General features: G+C 71.8%; 25 protein-coding genes. 16 read left to right on the top strand and 9 right to left on the bottom strand.

The features are described from left to right. Positions 1 to 3: 3 nt before the first annotated feature. The 3 genes from C6361_RS03945 to C6361_RS03935 form a co-directional block, all read right to left on the bottom strand. Complete coding sequence (locus tag C6361_RS03945) at positions 4 to 1179, bottom strand: low temperature requirement protein A (RefSeq protein ID WP_159079160.1); 1176 nt, start codon at positions 1177 to 1179, stop codon at positions 4 to 6. Positions 1180 to 1303: 124 nt separating this feature from the next. Further along, positions 1304 to 3574, bottom strand: coding sequence for an excinuclease ABC subunit UvrA (locus C6361_RS03940; protein WP_107266779.1), 2271 nt, complete (start codon positions 3572 to 3574; stop codon positions 1304 to 1306). 99 nt (positions 3575 to 3673) lie between these two features. Then, positions 3674 to 4714, bottom strand: coding sequence for a DUF6461 domain-containing protein (locus C6361_RS03935; RefSeq protein ID WP_107266778.1), 1041 nt, complete (start codon positions 4712 to 4714; stop codon positions 3674 to 3676). 122 nt (positions 4715 to 4836) lie between these two features. Between C6361_RS03935 and C6361_RS03930 the strand changes: the two genes are divergently transcribed. Both C6361_RS03930 and C6361_RS03925 read left to right on the top strand, forming a co-directional pair. Beyond that, the gene (locus C6361_RS03930; protein WP_107255833.1) at positions 4837 to 5040 is read left to right on the top strand and encodes a hypothetical protein; all 204 of its coding nucleotides are present in this window, start codon (positions 4837 to 4839) and stop codon (positions 5038 to 5040) included. 158 nt (positions 5041 to 5198) lie between these two features. Beyond that, complete coding sequence (locus C6361_RS03925) at positions 5199 to 6542, top strand: exo-beta-N-acetylmuramidase NamZ domain-containing protein (protein WP_199853231.1); 1344 nt, start codon at positions 5199 to 5201, stop codon at positions 6540 to 6542. Positions 6543 to 6552: 10 nt separating this feature from the next. On the opposite strand, the gene C6361_RS36825 is transcribed toward C6361_RS03925, so the two are convergent. Beyond that, entirely contained in the window at positions 6553 to 7641 is a 1089-nt protein-coding gene (locus C6361_RS36825) for an SRPBCC domain-containing protein (RefSeq protein WP_159079159.1), read from the bottom strand. A 175-nt stretch (positions 7642 to 7816) separates the two neighbouring features. Between C6361_RS36825 and C6361_RS03910 the strand changes: the two genes are divergently transcribed. Then, complete coding sequence (locus C6361_RS03910; protein WP_369931256.1) at positions 7817 to 8002, top strand: hypothetical protein; 186 nt, start codon at positions 7817 to 7819, stop codon at positions 8000 to 8002. Positions 8003 to 8127: 125 nt separating this feature from the next. Here the strand turns inward: C6361_RS03910 and C6361_RS03905 are convergent, their stop codons facing one another. The 3 genes from C6361_RS03905 to C6361_RS03895 form a co-directional block, all read right to left on the bottom strand. After that, complete coding sequence (locus C6361_RS03905) at positions 8128 to 8781, bottom strand: hypothetical protein (protein ID WP_107255830.1); 654 nt, start codon at positions 8779 to 8781, stop codon at positions 8128 to 8130. A gap of 230 nt (positions 8782 to 9011) precedes the next feature. Then, positions 9012 to 9455 carry a hypothetical protein gene (locus C6361_RS03900; protein WP_199853421.1) on the bottom strand — a complete coding sequence of 148 codons (444 nt, stop codon included), beginning with the start codon at positions 9453 to 9455 and terminating at the stop codon, positions 9012 to 9014. Between the two features lie 65 nt (positions 9456 to 9520). Continuing rightward, positions 9521 to 9733 carry a phosphatidylethanolamine-binding protein gene (locus tag C6361_RS03895; protein WP_107255829.1) on the bottom strand — a complete coding sequence of 71 codons (213 nt, stop codon included), beginning with the start codon at positions 9731 to 9733 and terminating at the stop codon, positions 9521 to 9523. Positions 9734 to 9996: 263 nt separating this feature from the next. Between C6361_RS03895 and C6361_RS03890 the strand changes: the two genes are divergently transcribed. Further along, the gene (locus tag C6361_RS03890) at positions 9997 to 11154 is read left to right on the top strand and encodes an XdhC family protein (protein ID WP_107266775.1); all 1158 of its coding nucleotides are present in this window, start codon (positions 9997 to 9999) and stop codon (positions 11152 to 11154) included. Positions 11155 to 11221: 67 nt separating this feature from the next. Here the strand turns inward: C6361_RS03890 and C6361_RS03885 are convergent, their stop codons facing one another. Together C6361_RS03885 and C6361_RS03880 are read right to left on the bottom strand one after the other, a co-directional pair. Further along, positions 11222 to 11872 (bottom strand): hypothetical protein, encoded by a 651-nt coding sequence (locus C6361_RS03885; protein WP_107266774.1) that lies wholly within the window; start codon positions 11870 to 11872, stop codon positions 11222 to 11224. After that, a complete protein-coding gene (locus C6361_RS03880; RefSeq protein ID WP_107266773.1) occupies positions 11869 to 13275 on the bottom strand; it encodes a selenium-binding family protein in 1407 nt (468 codons plus the stop codon). The genes C6361_RS03885 and C6361_RS03880 overlap by 4 nt, the downstream gene beginning before the upstream one ends. 190 nt (positions 13276 to 13465) lie before the next feature. Here C6361_RS03880 and C6361_RS03875 point away from each other — a divergent pair, with 190 nt between their 5' ends. From C6361_RS03875 to C6361_RS03820, 12 genes are all read left to right on the top strand, one after another. Then, positions 13466 to 14581, top strand: a complete 1116-nt coding sequence (locus C6361_RS03875; RefSeq protein ID WP_234359309.1) for an N-acetylmuramoyl-L-alanine amidase — start codon at positions 13466 to 13468, stop codon at positions 14579 to 14581. Positions 14582 to 14619: 38 nt separating this feature from the next. Then, on the top strand, positions 14620 to 15060 hold the full coding sequence (locus tag C6361_RS03870; RefSeq protein ID WP_199853230.1) for a DUF2267 domain-containing protein: 441 nt from the start codon (positions 14620 to 14622) through the stop codon (positions 15058 to 15060). Between the two features lie 373 nt (positions 15061 to 15433). After that, on the top strand, positions 15434 to 16084 hold the full coding sequence (locus tag C6361_RS03865) for a CDP-alcohol phosphatidyltransferase family protein (RefSeq protein ID WP_107270711.1): 651 nt from the start codon (positions 15434 to 15436) through the stop codon (positions 16082 to 16084). Then, the gene (locus C6361_RS03860; protein ID WP_107266772.1) at positions 16081 to 16983 is read left to right on the top strand and encodes a DUF881 domain-containing protein; all 903 of its coding nucleotides are present in this window, start codon (positions 16081 to 16083) and stop codon (positions 16981 to 16983) included. The genes C6361_RS03865 and C6361_RS03860 overlap by 4 nt, the downstream gene beginning before the upstream one ends. Continuing rightward, the gene (locus tag C6361_RS03855; RefSeq protein ID WP_107255823.1) at positions 16980 to 17312 is read left to right on the top strand and encodes a small basic family protein; all 333 of its coding nucleotides are present in this window, start codon (positions 16980 to 16982) and stop codon (positions 17310 to 17312) included. Before C6361_RS03860 ends, C6361_RS03855 begins: the two co-directional genes overlap by 4 nt. Before the next feature lie 107 nt (positions 17313 to 17419). Next, the gene (locus tag C6361_RS03850) at positions 17420 to 18361 is read left to right on the top strand and encodes a DUF881 domain-containing protein (protein WP_234359308.1); all 942 of its coding nucleotides are present in this window, start codon (positions 17420 to 17422) and stop codon (positions 18359 to 18361) included. 69 nt (positions 18362 to 18430) lie between these two features. Then, complete coding sequence (gene gcvH / locus C6361_RS03845; RefSeq protein ID WP_107255821.1) at positions 18431 to 18811, top strand: glycine cleavage system protein GcvH; 381 nt, start codon at positions 18431 to 18433, stop codon at positions 18809 to 18811. Positions 18812 to 19025: 214 nt separating this feature from the next. Continuing rightward, positions 19026 to 19478 carry an FHA domain-containing protein gene (locus C6361_RS03840; RefSeq protein ID WP_101365931.1) on the top strand — a complete coding sequence of 151 codons (453 nt, stop codon included), beginning with the start codon at positions 19026 to 19028 and terminating at the stop codon, positions 19476 to 19478. A gap of 152 nt (positions 19479 to 19630) precedes the next feature. Next, complete coding sequence (locus tag C6361_RS03835) at positions 19631 to 20338, top strand: MerR family transcriptional regulator (RefSeq protein ID WP_107263527.1); 708 nt, start codon at positions 19631 to 19633, stop codon at positions 20336 to 20338. A gap of 283 nt (positions 20339 to 20621) precedes the next feature. Beyond that, positions 20622 to 21086, top strand: coding sequence for a bifunctional nuclease family protein (locus C6361_RS03830; RefSeq protein WP_101365933.1), 465 nt, complete (start codon positions 20622 to 20624; stop codon positions 21084 to 21086). Between the two features lie 214 nt (positions 21087 to 21300). After that, positions 21301 to 21939, top strand: coding sequence for a MerR family transcriptional regulator (locus tag C6361_RS03825; RefSeq protein ID WP_199853229.1), 639 nt, complete (start codon positions 21301 to 21303; stop codon positions 21937 to 21939). Between the two features lie 191 nt (positions 21940 to 22130). Further along, on the top strand, positions 22131 to 22772 hold the full coding sequence (locus tag C6361_RS03820) for a vancomycin high temperature exclusion protein (protein ID WP_234359307.1): 642 nt from the start codon (positions 22131 to 22133) through the stop codon (positions 22770 to 22772). The last annotated feature ends 182 nt before the right edge of the window (positions 22773 to 22954 follow it).

Here is a 22954-nt window from a genome sequence, read left to right as displayed (position 1 = left end):
CCGCTAGGTGATGCCGGGCGTGCCGCCTGGTTCGCCGACCGTGAGCACGTCGGCGATGACGACTCCGAGCAGGACGAGCAGGACGGCGACGGCGACCGCCAGCGGCGGCAGCAGGACCATCGCCGGTGCCATCACGACCAGCACCCCGATCCCGACCAGCCAGGGTCGGGCCACCCGGACGAAGACCTCGTGTCCCAGCAGGATCCGGCCGGCGAGGAAGAGCGTGGGACCGCCGACGATCACCGCCACCCAGCCGCCGGGGGTGTCCTCCATCGGGTGTCGGATGATCAGCTCGTCGCCGACCGTGGTCAGCACGACGCCGGCCACCATGATCAGGTGGGCGTACCCGGCCCACTTGGTCTCCCGGCCCGGGTCGGCCGAGCCGATGATGGCGCTGCCGAGCTTCTCCCGCGCCCGGTAGAAGTAGATCCACCAGAGCAGCACCGTGCTGCCGAACGCGACCAGTACGGCGGCGGCCTGCTCCGGCGCGTAGTTGGTGCTCCGTACCGTCCGGGCGGTGATCACCACGCTCTCGCCGAGCGCGATGATGATGAACTGGCGGTACCGCTCGGCCAGGTGCTCGCCGGCGGTGTTCCACTCCCAGGCCGGCGAACGTCCGATCCTCGGGGTGGGCCAGCGCAGCACCGGCCCCAGGTAGTCCATGGCCAGGGCGGCCGTCCAGAGCAGCAGCCGTGCGGTGCCGTCCACGAAGACCCCGGTGAACCAGAGCACCCCGGAGAGGCTGAACCAGAAGATCCCGCGCAGCGGGCGGTTCCGCAGCCGGTGGTCCCGCAGGATCACCGCGAGGACCGTACTGCGGAACAGGTGGATACCGACGTAGCAGGAGACGAAGAGCAGGGCCCGGCCGTCGAACGCCTCGGGCAGCGCGGTCGAGATCAGCAGGCTGCCGAGCATGATCGTGATGACCACCAGTTGGACGGCGGGCCGGCGCGAGTCCAGGGTGTCGGTGGTCAGGTTGGTGTAGGACCACACCCACCAGATCGCGAGCAGCAGCAGAAGCGTCTGGTAGGCGCCGAGCGGGTTCAGCTTCATGATCAGCGCTTCGGCCAGCCGGGCCAGCATGAAGACGAAGACGAGGTCGTAGAAGAGCTCCACCGGGGTGGCCCGCTGCGGATGGCTCGGGTCGCGGATCAGCGTGGAGTGTCTGCCCGTCGCCATCGGCCGCCCGCTCTCCCAACCCGCCGCACACGGGCCACCGGCTACCGTCCTGACCTGCCCGAACCCGCCGTACACCCCGCTGTCGAAGCAGTCGTACCACGGGCGGCGGGTCCGGTTCGCGGCTTCAGGCCGGTACGGCCGCCCCGACGTCGCGTCGCAGGTGTTCGGCCGTGTACGAGCCGGTGGCGTCGAGCAGTTGGACCGGGGTGCCCTCGAAGAGCACCGTGCCGCCCCGGCTGCCGCCCTCCGGACCGAGGTCGATGATCCAGTCGGCGTTCTTGATCACGTCGAGGTTGTGCTCGATCACGACGACCGAGTTCCCGCCGCCGACCAGCCGCTCGACGATGTCGAGCAGGTGCTGGATGTCGGACATGTGCAGCCCGGTCGTCGGCTCGTCCATCACGTAGATGGTGCCGCCCTTGTGCAGCTCGGTGGCGAGCTTGATCCGCTGGCACTCGCCACCGGAGAGGGTGCTCAGCGGCTGGCCGAGCTGGAGGTAGCTGAGCCCGACGTCGTTGATCGCCTGGAGGATCCTCCGCAACTTCTTCTCGGGGAAGAACTCCAGGGCTTCCGAGGCCGGCATCCGCAGCACGTCGCTGATCGACTTGCCGCGCAGCCTGTGCTCGAGTACGTCCTCGCTGAACCGGCGTCCCTCGCAGACCTCGCAGACCGACCTGAGCCCGTCCATGAAGGCCAGGTCGGTGTAGATCACGCCGAGCCCCTGGCAGTTCGGGCAGGCACCCTTGGAGTTGAAGCTGAACAGCCCGGCGGGTACGCCGTTGGCCTTGGAGAAGAGCTGCCGGATCGGGTCGAGCAGCCCGGTGTACGTCGCCGGGCTGGACCGGATCGAGGCGCCGACGGCGGACTGGTCGATCACGATCGCCTCGGGGTGTTGCCCGACGAAGACGTTGTTGATCAAGGTGCTCTTGCCTGACCCGGCGACCCCGGTGACCACCACCAGCAGCCCGGTCGGGATCTCCACCGTGACGTTCCGCAGATTGTGCACCTCGGCCGCGGTCACGGTCAGGTGCCCGGTCGGCCGCCGGTAGTCCGTCTTGAGCGGCAGCCGGTGCTCCAGATAGCGCCCGGTCGGGGTGTCCGCGCTGCGCAGCTCGTCGACGGTGCCGCCGAACAGCACCTCACCGCCGCCCGCACCACCGGACGGGCCGATGTCGATCACATGGTCGGCGATCTCGATGACGTCCCGGTCGTGCTCGACCACCAGCACGGTGTTGCCCTTGTCGCGCAGCTTCACCAGCAGCCGGTTGAGCCGCTCGACGTCCCGGGCGTGCAGGCCGACGCTCGGCTCGTCGAAGATGTACATCATGTCGACGAGACTGCTGCTCAGGTGCCGCACCATCTTGATCCGCTGGGACTCGCCGCCGGAGAGGGTGTCGGTCGGCCGGCTCAGGCTCAGATAGCCGAGACCGATATCGACCAGGTTGCCGACCCGGTCGAGCAGGCTCTCCAGCACGGTCGCGCCGAGCGGGTCGGTGAAGGTCCGCAGCACCGCGACGAGTTCGGTGGCTTCCATCGCGGCCAACTGGGCGATGTTGTAGCCGTCGATCTCGCTGCCCAGCGCCGCCTGGCTGAGCCGGGCGCCCCGGCAGAGCGGGCAGGTCTGCTCGGTGACGAAGCGCAGGAAGATCGCCCGGTTGCGTTCGGACATCTCCGCCGCGTCCTTGCGGATGTAGAGCCGGGTGAACCTGGTGACCACGCCCTCATAGCTGGAGTTGATGGTGGTGCCCTGCCACTCCAGCGGGACCTTGCCGTCGCCGTACAGCAGGGTCTGCCACTCCTGCTCGGAGTAGTCGGCCAGCGGTTTGTCCAGGTCGAAGAAGCCGGAGGCGGCGTACATCTTCCAGAACCAGCCGGTCCTGGCGAAGTCGGGGTGCAGCAGGGCGCCCTCGTTCAGCGACCTCGACCGGTCCAGGAAGGCGTCGAGGTCGAGCTGGACCGACTTGCCCAGGCCCTCGCACTCCGGGCACATCCCCTGCGGGTCGTTGAAGGAGAAGGCGTTGGAGTAGCCGACGTGCGGCTTGCCGACCCGGGAGTAGAGGAGTCGCAGCAGCGAGTAGATGTCGGTGATGGTGCCGACCGTCGACCGGGAGCCACCGCCGAGCCGCTTCTGGTCGACCACGATGGCCGCGGAGAGGTTCTCGATGGTGTCCACGTCCGGCTGGCCGTAGCGGGGGAGGAAGGTCCGGGCGAAGGCGGTGAAGGTTTCGTTGAGCTGGCGCTGCGCCTCCGCGGCGATGGTGTCGAAGACGATGGAGGACTTGCCGGAGCCGGAGACGCCGGTGAAGACGACCAGCTTGTGTTTCGGCACCCGTAGCGAGACGTTCCTGAGGTTGTTCTCCCGGGCTCCGGTGATGACGATGTCGTCGGCCGCCATGGATTCCCCCAATTTCCGTATGGTGTACGACAAAGAACACCGTACACCATACGGGGTGGGTCCGACGCTGGCCGCGACCCCGGCCCGGATCGGGGTCGGTCAGCCCCGTAGCGCGCTGAGCAACCGCGCCCGTCGGGCGACCCGGGCCGGGTCACGAGCCGGGGTCACCCAGCCGAGCACCTGGTAGGCGGCCCGGACCGGGTCGGGGCAGAGTGCCGCCAGCACCGCCAGCCCGGCCGCGTGCCGCAGGAACGCCTGCTGCCGCTGCGCGTCCGTCAGCCGACCCCGCTGGGTCGGCAGTGCCAGCGAGGTGCCGGCGACGTCGGCCTGGCAGGCCAGCTCGCGCAGCAGCAGGCCGAGCGCCGAGTCGTCCGGCACGCGGCGCGTCTCACCCCGGTCCACCTCGGCCAGCGCCTGCGCAACCACCGGCTCCACGGTGATCCCCGCTTCGTCGGCGCGCCGCCGCGCCTCGGCCGCCACCACCCGGCGCAGCAGCTCGGGCCGGGCGGAGGTGATCGCGGTCAGCAGCTCGTGGTCGTCCCGGAGCATCCAGCTCGGCAGCGCGGGCGGATCGGAGAGCAGCGGCACCAGCCGGCCGGTGGTCAGCGGCCCGGTCAGCCGGTCGGCGGCGAGATGCACGCCGGTGACCAGGTCGGCGAGGCGCAGCGCGGCCTCCAGCCCGCCGCTGGACCAACCGGCGTCGCCGGTGTCGGGCAGGCCCACCTGGCGCATCAACGGCACCAGGGCGTCCGGTGCCTCGCCCCAGCGTCGTACCGGCGAACCCGGGTCGAACCCGGTGCGCAGCAGACTCCGCACGGCGTGCGCGAACCGCTGGTTGCCGTTGACGTTGGTGTAGACCGACACCGCCTCGGTGCCGGCGGAGACGGCCCGCAGCACCTCGGTCCGGCTTCCCTCGAAGCCGTTCTCCTCCAGCACGAAGACCCAGCCGTCGAGTCGGCCGGCCAGCACGAGGTGGTCGAACGGCAGCTCGCCGATCCCGGCCAGGCCGGTCAGCGACCGGAGGCTGGTCGGGTCGACGCCGAACCGGCGCAGCACCGCCTCCTCGTCCGGGTCCCGGACGAACGTCAGGCAGAACGCCTCGCGCAGGTGGTGCTCGTCGAGCCACTCGTAGTCGGCCATGCCGCTCCCGTCCCGTCGCCGCCACCGCACCGCCGGTGACGCAACCCGATCGCTGCGAGCCAACCCCGGGGGTACGACAGAATCCGCCGGACGCTACCGGAGACGGCACTACGGTGAGGGGCATGGACCCATCCGCCATCTGGCGGGACAAGAACCACCGCTGGCGGATCGAGGCGGTCCACGCTCCCGACCTGCGGTTCGCCGTCTACGCCACCAACGGCACCACCGAGTCCGCACCGCTGTGGCTGTACGGCATGCCGGCGCTGGCCCGCTGGCTGATGATCCAGAACATCGAACTCGGCGACCTGGAGGCGGAGGAGCTCTGAGTCGTGCCGAGGAGTCCGGCCCCGACCCGGCGACCGACCGGCTGGTCGGCCCGCCGGTCCGCCCGCCTGTCGTAGTTTTCCTTCTTGACCAACCAATGTGATGTAGGTAACTTCCGAGGCACGTTCCCCTGCCCGCAGCCCCGCCCCGGGAGGCCGTCGTGCAACGCAGAAGGTTCCTCGCCAGCACCGCCGCCGTGAGCGCCCTGGGCGCCACCGCCGGCACCCTCGACGGCGGCACCGCCTCCGCCGCCCCGGACACCGGAGCGGAGCGCTCCGGGTCGGGCGGGCACGGCGGCGGCGGGCACGGTCGGCGGGTCAGCACCGGACTGGACGTGCTGGTCGACTCCCGGTTCGCCGTCCTCGCCGGCCAGCGGGTCGGGGTGCTCTCCAACCCGACCGGGGTGGACGCCTGCTACCGCCACCTGGTCGACCTGATGCACGCCTCCGGCCGGGTCCGGCTCACCGCCGCGTTCGGGCCGGAACACGGCTTCCGGGGCTCCGCCCAGGCCGGTGGCAGCGAGGGGACCGGGATCGACGCCCGGACCGGCGTCACCGTCTACGACGCGTACGGCGCCTCGCAGGCCAAGTGGGGTGAACTGATCACCCAGGCCGGGGTCGACACGGTCGTCTTCGACATCCAGGACGTCGGCGCCCGCTTCTACACCTACATCTGGACCCTCTACGACTCGATGGTCGCCGCCGCCCGCCTCGGTCGCCGGTACGTCGTCCTCGACCGGCCCAACCCGATCGGCGGCCGGGCGTACGGGCCGATGATGACCACCCCGTTCACCTCCGGGGTCGGCAAGAAGGAGATCGTGCAGCAGCACGGCATGACGGTCGGCGAACTGGCCCGGTTCTACAACGGCGAGTTCCTGCCGGCCGAGGTGGGCCGGCAGGTCGACCTGACGGTGGTCAGGTGCCGGGGCTGGCGGCGCGGCGACTTCGCCGCCGACACCGGTGTGCCGTGGGTGATGCCCAGCCCGAACATGCCGACCCCGGACACCGCACTGGCCTACCCCGGCACCTGCATGTTCGAGGGGGTCGCGTCGATGACCGAGGGGCGGGGCACCACCCGGCCCTTCGAGCTGGTCGGCGGCCTGGCCACCGACTTCGACTACCACCTGGTGGACCGGCTCGTCGCCCGGGACCTGCCCGGGGTCGAGTTCCGGGAGGCGTACTTCTCGCCGACCGCCGCCGGGCAGAAGCCGGACCTGCTCAACAAGCTCTGCGCTGGCGTGGAGGTGAGGGTCACCGACCCGGCCCGGTTCGACCCGGTCCGGACCGGGGTGGCGATGCTGGTCGAGTCGCACAAATACCCGGCGTTCGCCTGGCGGGCGGACAGCTGGGACGCCGCCCGGCCGTACTGGATCGACAAGCTCACCGGCTCCACCCGGCTGCGTACGATGATCGACGCCGGGGCGGACGTGTCGGACGTGGTCGGGGCCTGGTCGGCCGAGCTGGCGGAGTTCGACCGTCGGCGGCGCCCGTACCTGCTCTACTGAGCCGTCCGCCTCAGAGCCCGGCGCACGGCTGGTCGCCCACGGCGCAGCTCGTCGGCCGCTTCTGGGTGAGCGTGGTGTCGCGCTCGACCTCGAACCGGATCGTCGCCGACCGGTTCGCCGCCAACGGGGCGCCGGTGAAGGTGACCTGCTGCTCCTCCTGCCGGTAGCTCTCCGCCCCGGTGGCGCTCGCCACCTGGGCGCCGCCGGAGAGCGTGATCACCACCGTCCACCGGGTCGCGGTGGCGTCGCCGTCGTTGGTCACCACCACCTCGCCCTGATAGCCGAGGAGCCGGCTCGACAGGGTGCTGTAGCTGGCGGTCAGCCTCGGCTGGCCCGGCCTCGGCGGTGCGGTGGTGACGGCCGGTGACGTCCGGCGGGGTGTCGCGCCGGGTCGGGCCGGCCGGCTGGGCTGGACCGGGGTGGCCGCGCCGGCCGGGGTCCGGGCGACCGGGGCGGTGGTACCCGGCGGTGTGCTCGGCGCGGCGCTGCCGACGGTGGCCGTGGCACCGGAGGGGGTGTCGCCGCCCCCGCCCCGGGTCAGGCCGGCGACCACGACCACCGCGCCGACCGCCAGGGCCAGCACGGCCAGCGCGGCGCCGAGCCGACGCCGGGACCGCCGGTCCGGCCCGGCCCGCCCGGCCGGCACCGCGGTGATGATCTGGGTCGGCCCGGGGAGGTCCACCTCCCGGAACGCCAACCAGTCGAGTACGGCCGGCAGCCGGGTGTCGAGCAGCCGCTGGTAGCACTCCTGCCGCCCGGCCGGGTCGGCGGGCAGCCACGGCTCCTCGTCGTCGCTCTGCACGACGGTCAGCCGGCAGCCCTCGGCGGTGGGGGTCAGCTCGCACTCCAGCCGGGTCGGCTGGCCCTCCTCCGGCCAGCGCAACACCATCCGATGTGGCCGGTCGACCTCGACCAGCTCGACGACGATCAGATCGTCGAGTTCGGGCAGGTCCACGGGGCGCAGCTCGAACCGGCTGATCGACGAGGGTCGTGGTTCGATCGAGGCGAACCACTTCGGCAGCAACTCGCGGTCGGTGAGGGCCCGCCAGACCCGCTCCGGGGGGTGGCGCAGCTCGACCGTGGTCCGGATTTCGGTCACGGCGGAACTGTACGGCCATCGGTCGGCCCGGATTTCCCTGCCCCGCCGGGGTACGGCCGCGCGAGCCGTACCCCGTCACGGCAGGCGCGGAGCCGGCACCCCACCGGTCACCGGATCGCGGCTTCTTGACCGTTTTCGAGAAGATGAACGCTCTGTCGTAATTAATATGGTTTGCGTGAAAAACAAGGGACTGCGGACCCTGTTGTCGATCGGCGCCGCGCTCGCCGTCATCTACTTCGGCAGCACCGGACGGGAGGGGGAGGGAGGCGGGGTCACCAACACCGTGTTACTGCTGGCGGTCGCCGCCGGCCTGACCGTCTGGTACCTGACCAGGCCCACCTCGGGCAAGCCGGTGAGCTGACCGGTCCACCACCGGCGACCGCCCCGGGCCGGCGATCGGACGGCTCGTCAGCGGGCGCAACGGCTCGCCAGCGGGCGCAACGGCTCGCCAGCGGTCGCACGGCTCGCCAGCGGTCGCACGGCTCGTCAGCGGGCGCCGGCCGCCCTGGTCAGCTCGCCGATCGACTGCTGGCCGAGGGAGACCCGGACCAGGGCCGAGGCCAGCCGTGGGAAATCGGCGCCACCGACCAGCCTGGCCAGTTTGTCCGGTGTGGACGGCAGACCGAGCCGGCCGGCCGCGTTCACCGCCCGGCGGTCGGCGTACGGGCGAAGGCCCGGCCAGACCGCCTGCGCCTCCCGGAGGAAGATGTCCGCTCCGGTCGGCCCGATGCCCGGAAACCGGGTCAGCTCGCGACGGAGTGCGCCCCGGTCGTCACCGGTCTCCCGGTGCAACCGGCGCAGGTCGCCGTTCCAGCGCTCCAGGCAGAGTCGTGCCGCGTTGCCCAGCATCGTCGCGGTCCGTTCGTCGTAGCGCCGGTAGTGCCCCCGACCCAGCGCGTCGACCCGGTCCTGCCAACTCAGCGCGTCCGTGCCCTGCGGGGTACGGCAGCCGGCGGCGAAGAGTTCCCGGGCGGCGGCCACCGCCACACCCGCCCGGATCCGGGTACTGAGCAGCGTGGTCAGCAGCAGCAACTGGTAGAGCGGGCCGGGCCGGTCGGCGAGCCGGATCCCCGCCTCCTCGGCGTACGTGCGGCCCTGCCGGTCCAGCAGTACCCGTACCAGTGCGCGGTCACGGTTCATTGCGTCCGGTTACCCGCGCAGCCGCCGCACGCACCGGGGCGGCCGACCGAATGGCGGCACCCGCACCGGGTATCCCCCCGTCGGGTACCCGGTCGTGCGTGACCCGCCCGGCGAGCCGGACGGCTGCGTTCCCCCGGGGCACCCCGCCGGTCGGCGGAGCACCGCCGGCCGGCGCCCACCATGGGGGTGGCGGGACGGAAGGGGACGGCGATGACGAACCTCCGACGGGGTCACCGGGCGCGCCGTAGCTGGCCGAGCGTGGCGACGGCGGCCACCCCGTACGCCAGGTGCGGCACGATGTCGGAGAGCCAGTCCGTCCGGCTCCACCGCCGCGGATCGGTCAGGCCGAGCGCCGTCAACGTGCCGTCCGACGCCAGCATGACTCCGGCACCGAACAGCCCGGCCGCCACCGGCCCGGGGAGGCGACGCAGCCCGACGACGGTGAGCGCCGCCCCGGCCAGTACGCCGGTGGCGTAGCCGAGCAGGGGCCCGAGGCCCGAGCGGCGGTTCGCCGCCCGGTCCTCGGGCCCCAGACTCACGTGCAGCAGTTCGGCCAGCCGCTGGGCGCTCTGCTCCGGGGTGGTGCTGGCCGGTCGCGCCCGCAGCGCCATGTCGAGGTAGGTGACCACGTTCAGCGCCACGCTGCCGACCGCGCCGGCGATCGCCCCGTCCACCGCGTCGACGACCGGGCCACCCGGGGCCGGCCGGTCCAGCAGGTTGCCGAGCGCGGCCGGCCGGGTCACTTCGGCTCTCCCGGGCCGCGCTCACCCTTCGGACCGAGTCCCCGTTCGCCCCGGACGAAGCCCCGTCGGCCACGCTCCTCCTGGAGATACCGGTTCGCGGTCTCGTCGGCCTTGCCGTCGTTGGTCCGGCGACCGGAGTCGTCGATGCGTTTGCGCAGCCGCGCACGCTCCACGTCGTACGCGTTGCTGCCCGGTCGTGGTCCTGGCATGGGCTGCCTCCCGTCGTGTCGGCGCCGTCCCGGCTGGTCTACCCGCCCGGCTCCGGGCCATTCACGCAGCGTGACGGCCGGTACCCGACGTCCGGCCGGCCGCGTAATCTCGCAGTGCGGTCCGCGGTGGGCCGGCGCGAGCGATCGGACATATGGGACGATCGACGGATGCCGCCCGCTTGCCCGGCAACCATGCCGGAGCACCGCAGGTGGGTGGTTGGCCGGCCGACGGAGCAGACGGAACGGGTACGGGTGAGCGGGTCATGCGTGACGTGCTGGACGAACTGGACCGGTGGTGGCGGGCGGGCGAGCCGGTCGGAATGGCGACGGTCGTCGCGACCTGGCGTTCCGCGCCCCGCCAGGCGGGTGCCACCATGCTGGTCGGCCCGGACGGCGCCGCGGTGGGCAGCGTCTCGGGCGGCTGCGTCGAGGGTGCCGTCTACGACCTGACCCGACAGGTCACCGCCACCGGAGAGCCGGCGCTGCAACGGTACGGAGTCACCGACGACGACGCGTTCGCGGTCGGGCTCACCTGCGGGGGCGTGCTCGACGTCTACGTCGAACGGGTCGACCCGACCGGATTCGGCGAGTTCGCCGAGGTGGCGGCGTCGATCCGGGCCGGCGAACCGGTTGCCGTGCTGACCTGCGTCTCGGCCGGGAACTCCGACCCGGCCGGGCGGCTCGGCCGGCGCCTGGTGGTCTGGCCGGACCGCACCGCCGGTTCGCTCGGCAGCGACCGGCTGGACGCGGCGGCCACCGACGACGGCCGGGGACTGCTCGCGACCGGCCGTACCGGCACGCTCCGGTACGGCTACCACGGTGAACGTCGCGGCGACGACCTGCTGCTCTTTGTCGCGGCGTACGCCGCACCGCCCCGCATGATCGTGTTCGGGGCGATCGACTTCGCCGCCGCCCTGGCCCGGATCGGCGCCTTCCTCGGCTACCGGGTGACGGTCTGCGACGCCCGCCCGGTCTTCGCCACCCAGCGCCGGCTGCCGGACGCCCACGAGGTGGTGGTCGACTGGCCGCATCGCTACCTGCGGGCCGAGGCGGAGGCCGGCCGGGTGGACGGGCGCACCGTGGTCTGCGTGCTGACCCACGATCCCAAGTTCGACGTGCCGGTACTGGAGGTCGCGCTGCGGCTGCCGCTCGGCTACGTCGGCGCGATGGGCTCGCGGCGTACCCACGACGACCGGCTGGCCCGGCTGCGCGCGGCCGGCCTCTCCGCGGCGGAGCTGGGGCGGCTCTCCTCACCGCTCGGGCTCGATCTGGGCGCCCGTACCCCGGAGGAGACCGCGGTCAGCATCGCCGCCGAGGTGGTCGCCGGCCGGTGGGGCGGCACCGGGAGCCGGCTGTCGGCGCTGGCCGGCCGGATCCACCACGAGGTGCCGGCCGCCGAGGAGTCGACCCCGGTCGGCTGAACCCGGAGCGCGGAGTTCGGCAGCATCGACGACGGCCGGCAGACCTCGCCGCCCGCCAATCACCGGTTCAGAACGCGGTGGCCAGGGTGACCAGGCCGGTGGCGACCAGCACCGCCGCCCAGAGCCGGTCCAGGTTGAACCAGGCCCGGCGCAGGAACCCGGTGCCCAGCACCTCGTAGACCAGCAGCGCGCAGCCGGCCGCCACCGCGAACATCGCCGTGGTGTGCACACCGGCGGCGGCCAGCCCGGCCAGCGCGCCGACCGAGGCTCCGGCCAGGTGGCCGCCGTGCCCCGCGCCGTGTCCCGGGTCGACCGGCGCCGGCCCGGCCAACAGCACCGGGAGCAACATCAGGCCGGCACCGTGCGCGGAGGAGACCAGGAACGACCAGCCGGCGAGCTGGGCCAGGGAGAGCCGCATCCCCACCCAGCGGAAGTGCCGGCGGGAGAGCATCCGCCACAGCCCGAACCCGACCAGCAGGACACCGGTCGACACCGCCAGTACGGTGCTGGCCAGTACGGAACGGGTCGCGGTGACCAGGCTGGCCAGTACGGCCACCGAGGCGCCGTGCCCGGCCGCGATCGCCGGCAGCGCCCCGAACAGGGCCGCCCGGCGACGCTCCTGTAGGCCCCGGGCGACCGCGAACAGCCAGCCCATCGCCGGGTTGAGCCCGTGGAACGCGCCGAGCGCGACCAGGCCGGCCAGTTGGCTCCAGCTCACCCGAAGCAGTACGAGTCGGAGGAGGCGTCACCGCCCTGTAGGCGGGTCTGGTGCACCCGCAGTCCCCGGAAGTCCTCGCCGTGCGGGAAGAACCGGGGATCGAGGGTGATCCCGCCCCGCTCGGTGTCGACGTCCAGCTTGGCCTGCCAGGCGCCGACCCCGTCCGGATAGAACTGGTCGTCCCAGGCGCCGTAGAGGGAGTTGGTCAGGTAGACCCGCCGGCCGTCCCGGCTCACCTCGACCATCTGGGGTCCGCCGGCCAGCGGCAGCTCCGGCCGGGCCGGGTGGGCGGCGCGGCCGACGATCCCGCCGAGGCGTACCGCACCGGTCTGCACGGGGTGGAACGGGTCGCTGACGTCGTACTGGCGCAGCTCGCCGGTGCCCCAGCAGGAGACGTAGAGGAACCGGTCGTCGACCGAAAGGTCGATGTCGGTGACCAGTGGCGGTACCGCGCCGAACGGCTTGAGCAGGTCGGGCAGGAGTTCCGGGTCGGCGGGCTCGGCCGGGATGTCGATCACCCGGGTGGCCGCCCAGCGCTCGCCGTCGCGGTGCCAGACCCAGATCGACGCGGAGAGGTCCTCGACGCTGATCACCACCCCGACGAAGCCGTACGTCTTCGTCGGGTCGTGCGCGGGGCGCAGCTCCAGCGGCATCTGGTACTGGTCGCCGAGGTCGACGGTCTGCACGTGCCGCCGCCGGCGCAGGTCCCAGAAGTGCAGGGCGTGCCCGTACTTCCTACCCAGCAGCAGTTCGCCGACGATCCCGTCCTCGATCATGGCCGGGGTGCCCCACTCGGAGCTGACCAGCACGTCGTGGTTGAGGTGCCACCAGAAGTCGTACGCCAGGAACTGCGGACCCCGGTCGGCCTCCCAGCCACCGCGTACCTCGAAGGTGTCGTGGTCGAGCACGGCGATCCCGCCGGGTCCGTCGGCGCCGTGCGCGCCGCCGAGCGCCGAGACGTAGATCCCGTCCGGACCACAGTGCACCGTGTGCGGCCGGGAGTAGCCGGCGCCGTCGGCCAGCTCCTTCGGCTCCACCACCTTGACCACCTCGGGCCGGGTCGGGTCGGCCCGGGTGTCCAGGACGTAGATCCGGGAGGAACGCAGCCCGGGCACGATCAGGTAGCGGCGCTCGACGTGCGGGTGCGGTGCGGTCGGGCAGAGTGCGCTGCTGCACGCGTTCCAGCCGAAGTGGTGCAGCTCGTCGCCGGTGTAGGGCAGGTCCGTCCAGCCGACCACCGTGCCGTAGCCGGGGGAGTCCGGGTCGACGTCGACCACGGCGATCGCGTCGGGTCGCCGGGCGGTGCGGTCGAAGGCGGCGACGTAGGCCAGTTTCTCCGGTGGCGCCTCGGCGGCGTCCCGGGGCGAGGCGTAGAAGGTCGGGTCGGGAGTCCATCTGGTCATGACTTCTCCTGTCCACGGTCGACCCGGCAGGCATTCCCAGTAAACCTATCGGAATATGCCTATATCCCGGAAGGGATCCGCTCCGGCGGCTCGGCTCTAGCGGCGGACGTCGATCCTCTGATAAAAATTCCTTCAATCTCTCCGGCACTCATCAAGGAAACCTTCAACCCCCGCTTCCCTGGAGGTCCACGTGACCGGCAACCCGCTCTCCCGCCGCGACGTCGTACGCGGCGCGGTCTTCCTCGGCGTCGGCGCCGCGACCGGCGGCCTGTCGAGCATCGGCGCCGCACCGGCGCTGGCCGCGCCCGACGAGGCCACCGCGCTCGCGGTACCCGTCCCCACCATCGCGAGCTGCGCCACCTGGGGCGCCCGGTCGCCGGGCTCGCTCAGCGTGATCTCGTCCTCGCCCGACAAGATCGTGATCCACCACACCGCCGGGTCGAACACCACCAACTACACCCAGGCGGCGGCCTTCGCGATGGCCCGCAGCATCCAGAACTTCCACATGGACGGCAACGGCTGGTCCGACTCCGGCCAGCACTTCACGATCAGCCGGGGCGGCTACATCATGGAGGGCCGGCACAACAGCCTGTCCCGGCTGCGTGCCGGCAGCGGCATGGTGGTCGGCGCGCACTGCCCGGGCCAGAACGACAAGGGCATCGGCATCGAGAACGAGGGCACCTACACCAGTGCCACCCCGACGGCCGCGCTCTACGACAGTCTGGTGCAGTTCTGCGCCTACATCTGCGACCAGTACGGCATCGCCGCGTCCCGGATCTACGGACACCGCGACTACGTCGCCACCGCCTGCCCCGGAAACATGCTCTACGGCATGCTCCCGCAACTGCGTGCCGACGTCGCGGACGCGCTCGACGGGGGCAGCACCCCGCCACCGGCCTTCAGCGCCATCGTCGACAACACCACCAGCGGGCGGTTCACCGCCAGCGCGAACTGGCTCACCTCGACGTACTCCGCCGAGCGGTACGGCGCCGACTACCGGTACGCCGACCCGGCCGCGATCAGCGACGTGGCGTACTACAGGGTGAACATCCCGGCCGAGGGGACGTACCGGATCGACGCCTGGTATCCGGGCATCGCGGGCTACAACACCGCCACCCCGTACATCGTGCTGGCCAAGAGCGGCAACCAGACGGTGGTGGTGGACCAGAGCACCGGTGGCGGAAGCTGGCGCTCGCTGGGCACCTTCACGCTGACCGCCGGGGACAAGAACGTGGTGGGGGTGAGCCGGTGGAGCGGTGCCGCCGGATACGTGGTCGCCGACGCCGTACGGGTCACCCGGGTCTGAGCCGGCCGCCCCGATACCCGCCGGAGCGCATCATCGGCGTGCCGGCGGGTATCGGCGTACCGGACGCCGGCTACGGGGGTGGGGGAGTGCGGTACGACGAGTTCGTCGCGAAGGTGCGCGACCGTGGCGAGTACGCCGATCCGGCGGAGGCCGAACGGGTCACCCACCTGGTGCTGGGCATCCTCGCCCAGCGGCTGACCCCGGACGAGGCGGAGGACCTGGCCGCGCAGTTGCCCGGCCCGCTGGCCGCCACCCTGATCTCGGCCGGGCAGGGTGCCGCCGGAGCGTTCGGCGCGCGGGAGTTCCTCGGCCGGGTGGCCACCGGCGCCGGAGCGAGCGCCCGGACCGCCGAGTGGGACGCCAGCGCGGTGCTCTGCACCCTGGCCGAGGCCATCTCCGGCGGCGAACTCAACGACGTGCTGACCCAGCTCCCGTCCGGGTACGCCCCGTTGTTCGGCCGCGCCGGCCTGAGCGGCTGACAGCCCGGCCGGTACCCGCCCCGACCCGTTCGGCACACCGCCCGGACCTTTCCCACCACCCGATCCGTCACGCCAGCCCGTGAGCTAGCTTCCTAGGATGGCTTACGGGACGTGCCGCCCGTCACACCCAGCCGACCGAAAGCGAAAGCATCGGACACGGACGGCCGGAGCAAAATCGGGCCGGATATAGTGGCACGGCAATTGAGCAGCCACGGGAGCCGAAAACGGCGCTGCCGGGGCTGCGACAGGTGCCGTCGCTCGTCCGGAATGCGTCAGCTGTTCCCGGGGGAGATGTCGGTCGGAGCGCGCACCGGTTTCTGGACCGTCCTCCGCCATCGTGCGGACGCTGGACCGTGGCGCGGAGGGAGGTTCGGTGTCGCGTCGGCCGGCGCGGGCGGATGACGCCCAGCCAACCGGTGACGCCGCCGCCGGGCCTGTCGGCTCGACGGGGCGGATCCTCACCGTCCCCAACCTGATCAGTTTCGTGCGGCTGCTCGGTGTTCCGCTCTTCCTCTATCTCTTCCTGGTCGCCGAGGCGGCCGGGGCTGCGGTGGTCGTCCTCGCGGTGGGTGGCCTGAGTGACTGGGTGGACGGCTTCGTCGCCCGGCGACTGCGCCAGGTCAGCCGGCTCGGCGAGCTGCTCGACCCGGTCGCCGACCGGCTCTACATCCTGGCCACCCTGGTCGCGCTGACCGTACGCGACGTGGTGCCGTGGCAGTTCACCGTCGCGCTGCTGGCCCGGGATGTCGTGATGACCGCCAATCTGGGCGTGCTGCGGCTGTACGGCCACCGTCCGCCGCCGGTGCACTATCTGGGCAAGACGGCGACATTCGTACTCCTGGCCGCTTTTCCGGTGCTGCTGCTCGCGGCTACGGTGCCCGGGGCGGCTACCGTCGCCGGGGCGATCGGCTGGGGGCTGGCGCTGTGGGGACTGGGCCTGTACTGGCTGGCCGGCGGGCTCTACCTGATGCAGGCGGGCCGGCTGATCAGGGCGACCCGGTCGGCGCGGGCGGAGGTGGGATGACCGGGCAGGGCAGGCGGACGTACGCGGCCGATTTCCTCACCGAGCTGTTCCAGAACCCGCTCGATCCCGGGTACGCCGACGCGGCCGAACGTCGCCGACGCGGCGCACCGGCGACGGGGTGGCGCCGTTCGACGCCCCGGGCGGTGACCCTGGTGACCCTGGTGGTGCTGGGGCTGCTGCTGGCGGTGGCCTACCGCCAGACGGTGGCGGCGGAGCCGAGCCGCAGCAAGGCCCGGGCCGGGCTGGTGGCGCAGATCAAGCAGCGGGAGGCGGAGAACGCCGCGCTGACGGCGCAGGCCGACCGGCTGCGTGCCGAGGTGCTCCGGCAGCGGGACGCCGCGCTCTCCGGCAGTGCGGCGGCGAACCTGCGGAATCTGGAGGCGGCGACCGGACTGGGCCGGGTACGCGGCGACGGTCTGGTGGTGCGGGTCGCGGACGCGCCGGAGGAGGCGGACGCGGTCACGGGTGCCGGTGGGACGAATCTCGGCCGGGTGCTCGACCGGGACCTCCAGGACATCGCGAACGCGTTGTGGAGCGGCGGGGCGGAGGCGGTCTCGATCAACGGGCAGCGGCTGACCGCCACCTCGACGATCCGGGCTGCGGGTGGGGCGATCCTGGTGGATTTCAAGCCGGTGATCGGCCCGTACGAGGTCTCCGCGATCGGTCCCGGTCAGTTGGAGCGGCGGTTCCGGGACAGTGCGGCGGCCCGGTTGCTGGAGAGCGTCTCCGAGGAGCACGGGATGTCGTTCGAGTTCCGTAGGGTCGACGACCTGACTCTGCCGGCCGCGACGGAGCCGCGGCTGCGCTATGCCACGCCCTCGCCGGAGCCCGCGCCGACACCGTCGGGGTCGTCGGCGGGTGGTGGGGGTTCCCCGAGTCCGCTTGGAGGCGGCCGATGATCGCTGTGCTCGCGTTGCTCGCCGGGGTGTTGCTCGGCGTCTGGTTGGATCCGACGGTTCCGTCGGCGCTCCAGCCTTACCTGCCGATCGCCGTGGTGGCGGCGTTGGACGCGGTGTTCGGCGGGGTGCGGGCGAAGCTCGACGGCATCTTCGACGACAAGCAGTTCGTGATCTCGTTCATCTCGAACGTGCTGGTCGCCGGGATCATCGTCTATCTCGGTGACCAGCTCGGTGTCGGTGGTCAGTTGTCCACGGGTGTCGTGGTGGTGCTCGGTGTCCGGATCTTCGGCAATGTGGCGGCTATTCGCCGGCACCTGTTCCGGGCGTAGGTTCGACGGCGATGGCGGGAGCGAGTGAGCGGAACGGTCCGGCCGGCGCTGCGGGCCGGCCGGATGGAGCGTCTGCGGAGCCGGCGCCGGCCGGGTCGTCGGAGGCCGTGACCCGGCCGGCGGATGGTGTGGACCCGGGCGTCGACCGGGGCGTGGTCTCGGTCGACGGCGACCCGACGGTGCGGCTGTCGACGGGTGACGGGGTCGATGGGCGGTCGTCGGCGGAGGACGGCCCCACGGTGCCGTTGCCGGTGGGGGATTCCCCGACGGTGCCGGGGGACGACGAGACGGTGCCGATCGCGGCGGGTGAGCCGGCGGGGGCGGCCGGGCCGGGGTCGGGGGCTCGCCGGTTGTTGCCCAGGCTGACGGCGGCGAACGCGATGATCGGGGTGCTGCTGGCGCTGTTGGGGTTCACCCTGGTGGTGCAGGTGCGGACCAACTCCACGGGCGCGTCGCTGGAGACGACCCGGCAGGAGGACCTGGTGCGGATCCTGTCGGATCTGGAGGCGCAGGAGGAGCGGGTCCGGCAGGACATCGCGACGCTGGAGGAGAGCCAGCGTCAGTTGAACTCCGGTGCCGAGGGGCGGCAGGCGGCGTTGGACGAGGCGACCCGGCGGGCCGACGAGTTGGGGATCCTGGCGGGGACGTTGCCGGCGCGGGGGCCGGGGTTGACGGTCAGTTTCATGCCGGTGAGCAAGCCGATCGCGGCGTCGCGGGTGTTGGACGCGGTGCAGGAGTTGCGGGGTGCGGGGGCCGAGGCGATGCAGATCGCCGGTGGTGACGGCGCCACGGTACGGATCATCGCGTCGACGTACTTCCTCGACGCGAACGGCGGTATCTCGGTGAGTGGACGGCGGTTGACCGGACCGTTCATGATCACGGTGATCGGTGATCCGAAGACGATGCAAACCGCACTGAACATCCCGGGCGGGGTGGTGGCATCGGTCAGCGGGGACGGCGGTAACGTGGCGATCCAGGAGCGGGAGGTGGTCGACGTGACGGCCCTCAGCCCGCCGAAGGATCTGCAACATGCGCGTCCGGTCTCCTGACCGGGGGCGGTCGGGGCGGCGACTCGGCGTCCCGGTTTTTGGCTGGTGCGACGAAGAAGGACGCGTCTGGTGATTCCTGAGGACCTGCGGTACACCGCCGAGCACGAGTGGGTGGCTGGCGACGGCAGCGGACCGGTGCGGGTGGGCATCACCCACTTCGCGCAGGACGCGCTGGGCGACATCGTGTATGTCCAGCTTCCCGACGAGGGTGCGACGGTGCAGGCCGGCGAATCGTTCGGCGAGGTGGAGTCGACCAAGAGTGTCTCGGAGATCTACGCGCCGTTGACCGGCACGGTGGTGGCGCGCAACGAGCAGCTCACGGATACTCCCGAAGTGATCAACACCGACCCGTACGGTGCGGGTTGGCTGGTCGAGATGGTGCCTGGTGACGCGTCGGCGGTTTCGGGTCTGCTGACCGCCGAGGCTTATCGGGAGCTGACCGAGAGCTGATCGTGGTGACGCCGTCGCGTGGTTGTGTCCGCGCGTCTGGTTGCCCTGTATTTCGGCGCTGGCTAGGCTCGCCCAGTCGACCGAGAACCAATAGTTGCGCGTTGCGGAATTGCCTTCCCGGGCACGGGGGAGCCAGCCGCTGGGCCTCGATGGCGCCCGGCGGCCAGACCCGTAACACCCGACGCCGACCGAACAGATCCGTGAGGTGGTCCCAATGACGCGCCCAGACGACGAGTTCCCCCCACTCGACGTCACATCGACGCTGAACCTCGGTTCTCTCGACGAGATGTTGGAGGGGCCCGAGACCGACGTCGTTCCGAGTCGGATGTCAGGTTCGCTGCCTCCGGGCATGGCGTTGCTGGTGGTTCGGCGTGGTCCGAATGCCGGCGCCCGGTTCCTGCTGGACCACGATGTGACGACGAGTGGCCGGCACCCCGACAGTGACATTTTCCTGGACGACGTCACGGTGTCCCGCCGGCACGCCGAGTTCCACCGGGATGGTGGCACGTTCACCGTCCGGGACGTGGGCAGCCTGAACGGGACGTACGTGAACCGGGAGCGGGTCGAGGCAGCGACGCTGAGCAATGGTGACGAGGTGCAGGTCGGGAAGTTCCGGCTGGTCTTCATCGCCGGTCCGCGTCCGGAGGAGGGGGCCGTCCGGGGGTGAGCGATCGTGCGGCGGCGGCTGTTCCCGGGCCGGGGGCGGCCGCTCGGGGCCAGCCACCGAATCTTTTTCCACCTGAACCGCGCGGCGCGCGCCCTCCGGCTTCCACCCGTGGTCACGACGGACCGCAGGGGGAGGTGCAGCAGGGCCCGCTGATGAGTATCGGTGAGGTGCTGGCGCAGCTTCGGGTCGAGTTTCCCGACACGACCATCTCCAAGCTGCGTTTCCTTGAGTCCGAGGGTCTGGTCGAGCCGCAACGCACTCCGGCGGGCTACCGCAAGTACAGCTGGGACGACGTGGCCCGGCTGCGGTTCGTGTTGACGGCTCAGCGTGACCAGTACCTGCCGTTGCGGGTGATCCGGGAGCAGCTCGCGGAGGCGGATCGGGACGGGTTGCCGGGGTCGGAGCGGCATCGGCCGTCGCTGGTGGCGGTGGGGCCGGACGGTGAGGTGCCGGGGCGGGAGTTGGCCGCGCCGGTCGGTGAGTCGTCGGAGACCCGGCTGGACCGGACGGAGTTGTTGTCCCGGAGTGGGCTGGCTGAGGCGTTGTTGGCCGAGTTGGAGCGGATGGGTCTGGTGGTGTCGCAGCCGCCCGGCTGGTATGACGCGGACGCGCTGGTGATCGCGCAGGCGGTGGCGGGGTTGGCGGCGTACGGGCTGGAGCCGAGGCATCTGCGGGGTTACCGGACGGCGGCGGATCGCGAGGTGGGGTTGTTCGCCCAGTTGGTGGCGCCGTTGGCTCGGCAGAACGATCCGGCGGCGCGGGCTCGGGCGGCGGAGGCGGCGCGGGAGCTGGTGGGGCTGTCGCAGCGGCTGCATGCGGCGCTGGTCCGGGTGGGGCTGCGCGGGACGTTGGGCCGGTGACGGGCGGGGCGGTGGTTGTGCCGTCCCGGGGTGGTTGTCCGGCCGGGGGCGGTGGCTGGTGTGGGCTGGCGCACTCGGCCGGCGGGAAAGATCTGCGGCGGCGGGCGTGGCGTACGCTTCCCGGGGTAACCCGTGCGGTGCGGTGGTTGCCGGGCGCGCGGGTGGGGCGGTGTTATCCGAGCCCGTGTACCGTGCAGGGAAGGGGCATACCGGCTCCGGCGGCGGGTAGCATCGGCCGCCGCAGGACGGTGGTGGGGACGACGACAACGACACGGAGGCGGCGGTGCGCGAGCTGAGCGTGGTCGGGGTTCGGGTGGAGCTGCCCACCAACCAGCCGATCGTCCTGCTCAGAGAGGTCGAGGGCGACCGTTATCTGCCGATCTGGATCGGGGCGGTGGAGGCTACCGCGATCGCCTACGAGCAGCAGGGGGTCAAGCCGGCCCGTCCGCTGACCCACGACCTGCTGCGGGACATTCTCGCCGCGTTGCAGGCGCCGCTGCGGGCGGTGGAGATCGTGGAGTTGAAGGAGAACGTCTTCTACGCCGATCTGCTGATCGGGGATGGTTTGCGGGTGTCGGCCCGGCCGTCGGATTCGATCGCGTTGGCGTTGCGGGTGGGTGCGCCGATCCGTTGTGCGGAGCAGGTGCTCACCGAGGCCGGGATCATCATTCCGGACGAGCAGGAGGACGAGGTGGAGAAGTTCCGGGAGTTCCTGGAGCAGGTCCGCCCGGAGGACTTCGCCGGCTGATCGCGGGCTCGGCGGCGGCTGTCGGGTCGCCGGTGGTGGGCTGGTGCCGGGGTAACGATCGATTGGCCGTGGGGTAACCCTGCGGTGATCCCCGTGTGCGGCGTGTCGCGGCATTTCCTGCGGGGGAAGCCTCCAGCCGGGCTATAGGGTTGGCCTGTCGAGGGGTGCACGTCCCGGAAACGACGTGTCACCGCACGGGCGGGGAGGTTGTCCGATGCATGAGCCACAGGACCCTGATCCGGGTAGGTCGAATCCTCAGGGTTTGGATCAGCGGCACGTCGACGGGTCTCGTCGGGTGGCGGAGGACGACCCGGTGGCCGGGTCGTCGGTGGAGGACGGCTCGGTCGGCTATCGGGGTGTGACGGCGTGCCACGCCGTCGGGATCAGTTACCGGCAGTTGGACTACTGGGCGCGTACGGCGCTGGTGGTGCCGAGTGTGCGGGACGCCTCGGGGTCGGGGACGCAGCGGCTCTACTCGTTCCGGGACCTGGTGGTGCTGAAGGTGGTCAAGCGGCTGCTGGACGCGGGGGTCTCGTTGCAGAACATCCGGCGGGCGATCGACGCGCTGCGGTCGCGTGGGGTGGCGGATCTGGCCGGCATCACGCTGATCTCGGACGGGACGACGGTTTACGAGTGTCGGTCTCCGGAGGAGGTCGTCGACCTGTTGCAGGGTGGGCAGGGGGTGTTCGGGATCGCCATCGGTGGGGCGTTCAAGGAGGTCCAGGGCTCGCTGTCGCATCTGCCGGCGGAGCCGGCCGGGGAGACGCCGTTGGCGGGGGAGTCGCCGGAGTCGTCGGCCACGGCGGCCGGTGACGAGTTGGCGGCGCGCCGGGCCCGGCGCCGCGCGGGCTGACGTCGCGCGCCGGGAGGCGCGTCGGGGCCGGGGTGTCGAGGTGTACCGGTCCGGGGTCGCCGCCGCCGGCCCGTCTTGATCGTTATCGCATAATTGGCGGTATGCCGTCTGCTTCGTCGCCCGGTGCTGCGGCCGGGTCGTCCGGTTCCGACCGTCGGCGTCGGTTCGCCGGCCGCCGTTGGCGTCGGTGGGTGGTGTCCGGGGTCCTGGTCGTGTCGCTGCTGTTGCCGGTGTCGGTGGTCGGCAGTGTGGTCTGGGTGCGGCAGTCGGCGCGGGAGCACGTGTATCAGCCGGCCGAGGTTCCGGCGGCGCCGGTGGCGCTGGTGCTGGGTGCCCGGGTGGATCCGGACGGTACTCCGGCGCCGTTCCTGGCCGCTCGGCTGGAGTTGGCCAGGGAGTTGCTCCGGGCGGGCAAGGTCCGGGCGGTTCTGGTCTCCGGGGACCATCGGAGTTCGGCGTACGACGAGCCGGGTGCGATGAGTCGCTGGTTGGTGGAGCGGGGTGTGCCGGCCCGGTTGGTGGTGCAGGACCTTGCGGGGTTCGACACCTACGACTCGTGTTCGCGGGCTCGCCGGATCTTCGGTGTCGATCGGGCCATTGTGGTCACCCAGAGCTTCCACATCGAGCGGGCGGTCACGGTGTGCCGGCGGGTCGGCCTGGACGCGGTCGGTGTCGGTGACGATTCGGTACGCCGGTTCGAGCGGGCCTGGCGGTGGGGCGGGTTCCGGGAACACTTCGCGGCGGTGAAGGCGGTCTACGACGTGGTGAGCGGGCGGGATCCGGTGTTTCTGGGGCCGGTCGAGCCGGGGGTACGGGACGCGCTCGCCGGTTGACGCGGGCTCGATGCCGGCGGTGTGGTCGTCGCTGACGGTGACCGGGGTGGCCGGGGCGGCGTCCGATGGGGATGATGGTCCGGATCGGATCGAGCCCGATGATTGCCGAGCCGGTTGGGTATGGATGACACCGATTCGGGTTGGATGACACAGAACGGGTGGGCGCGGTAGTGTCCCCACCC

The sequence above is a fragment of the Plantactinospora sp. BC1 genome (assembly GCF_003030345.1).
GTDB lineage: Bacteria > Actinomycetota > Actinomycetes > Mycobacteriales > Micromonosporaceae > Plantactinospora.
This window is presented reverse-complemented; position numbering and strand designations above follow the sequence as displayed.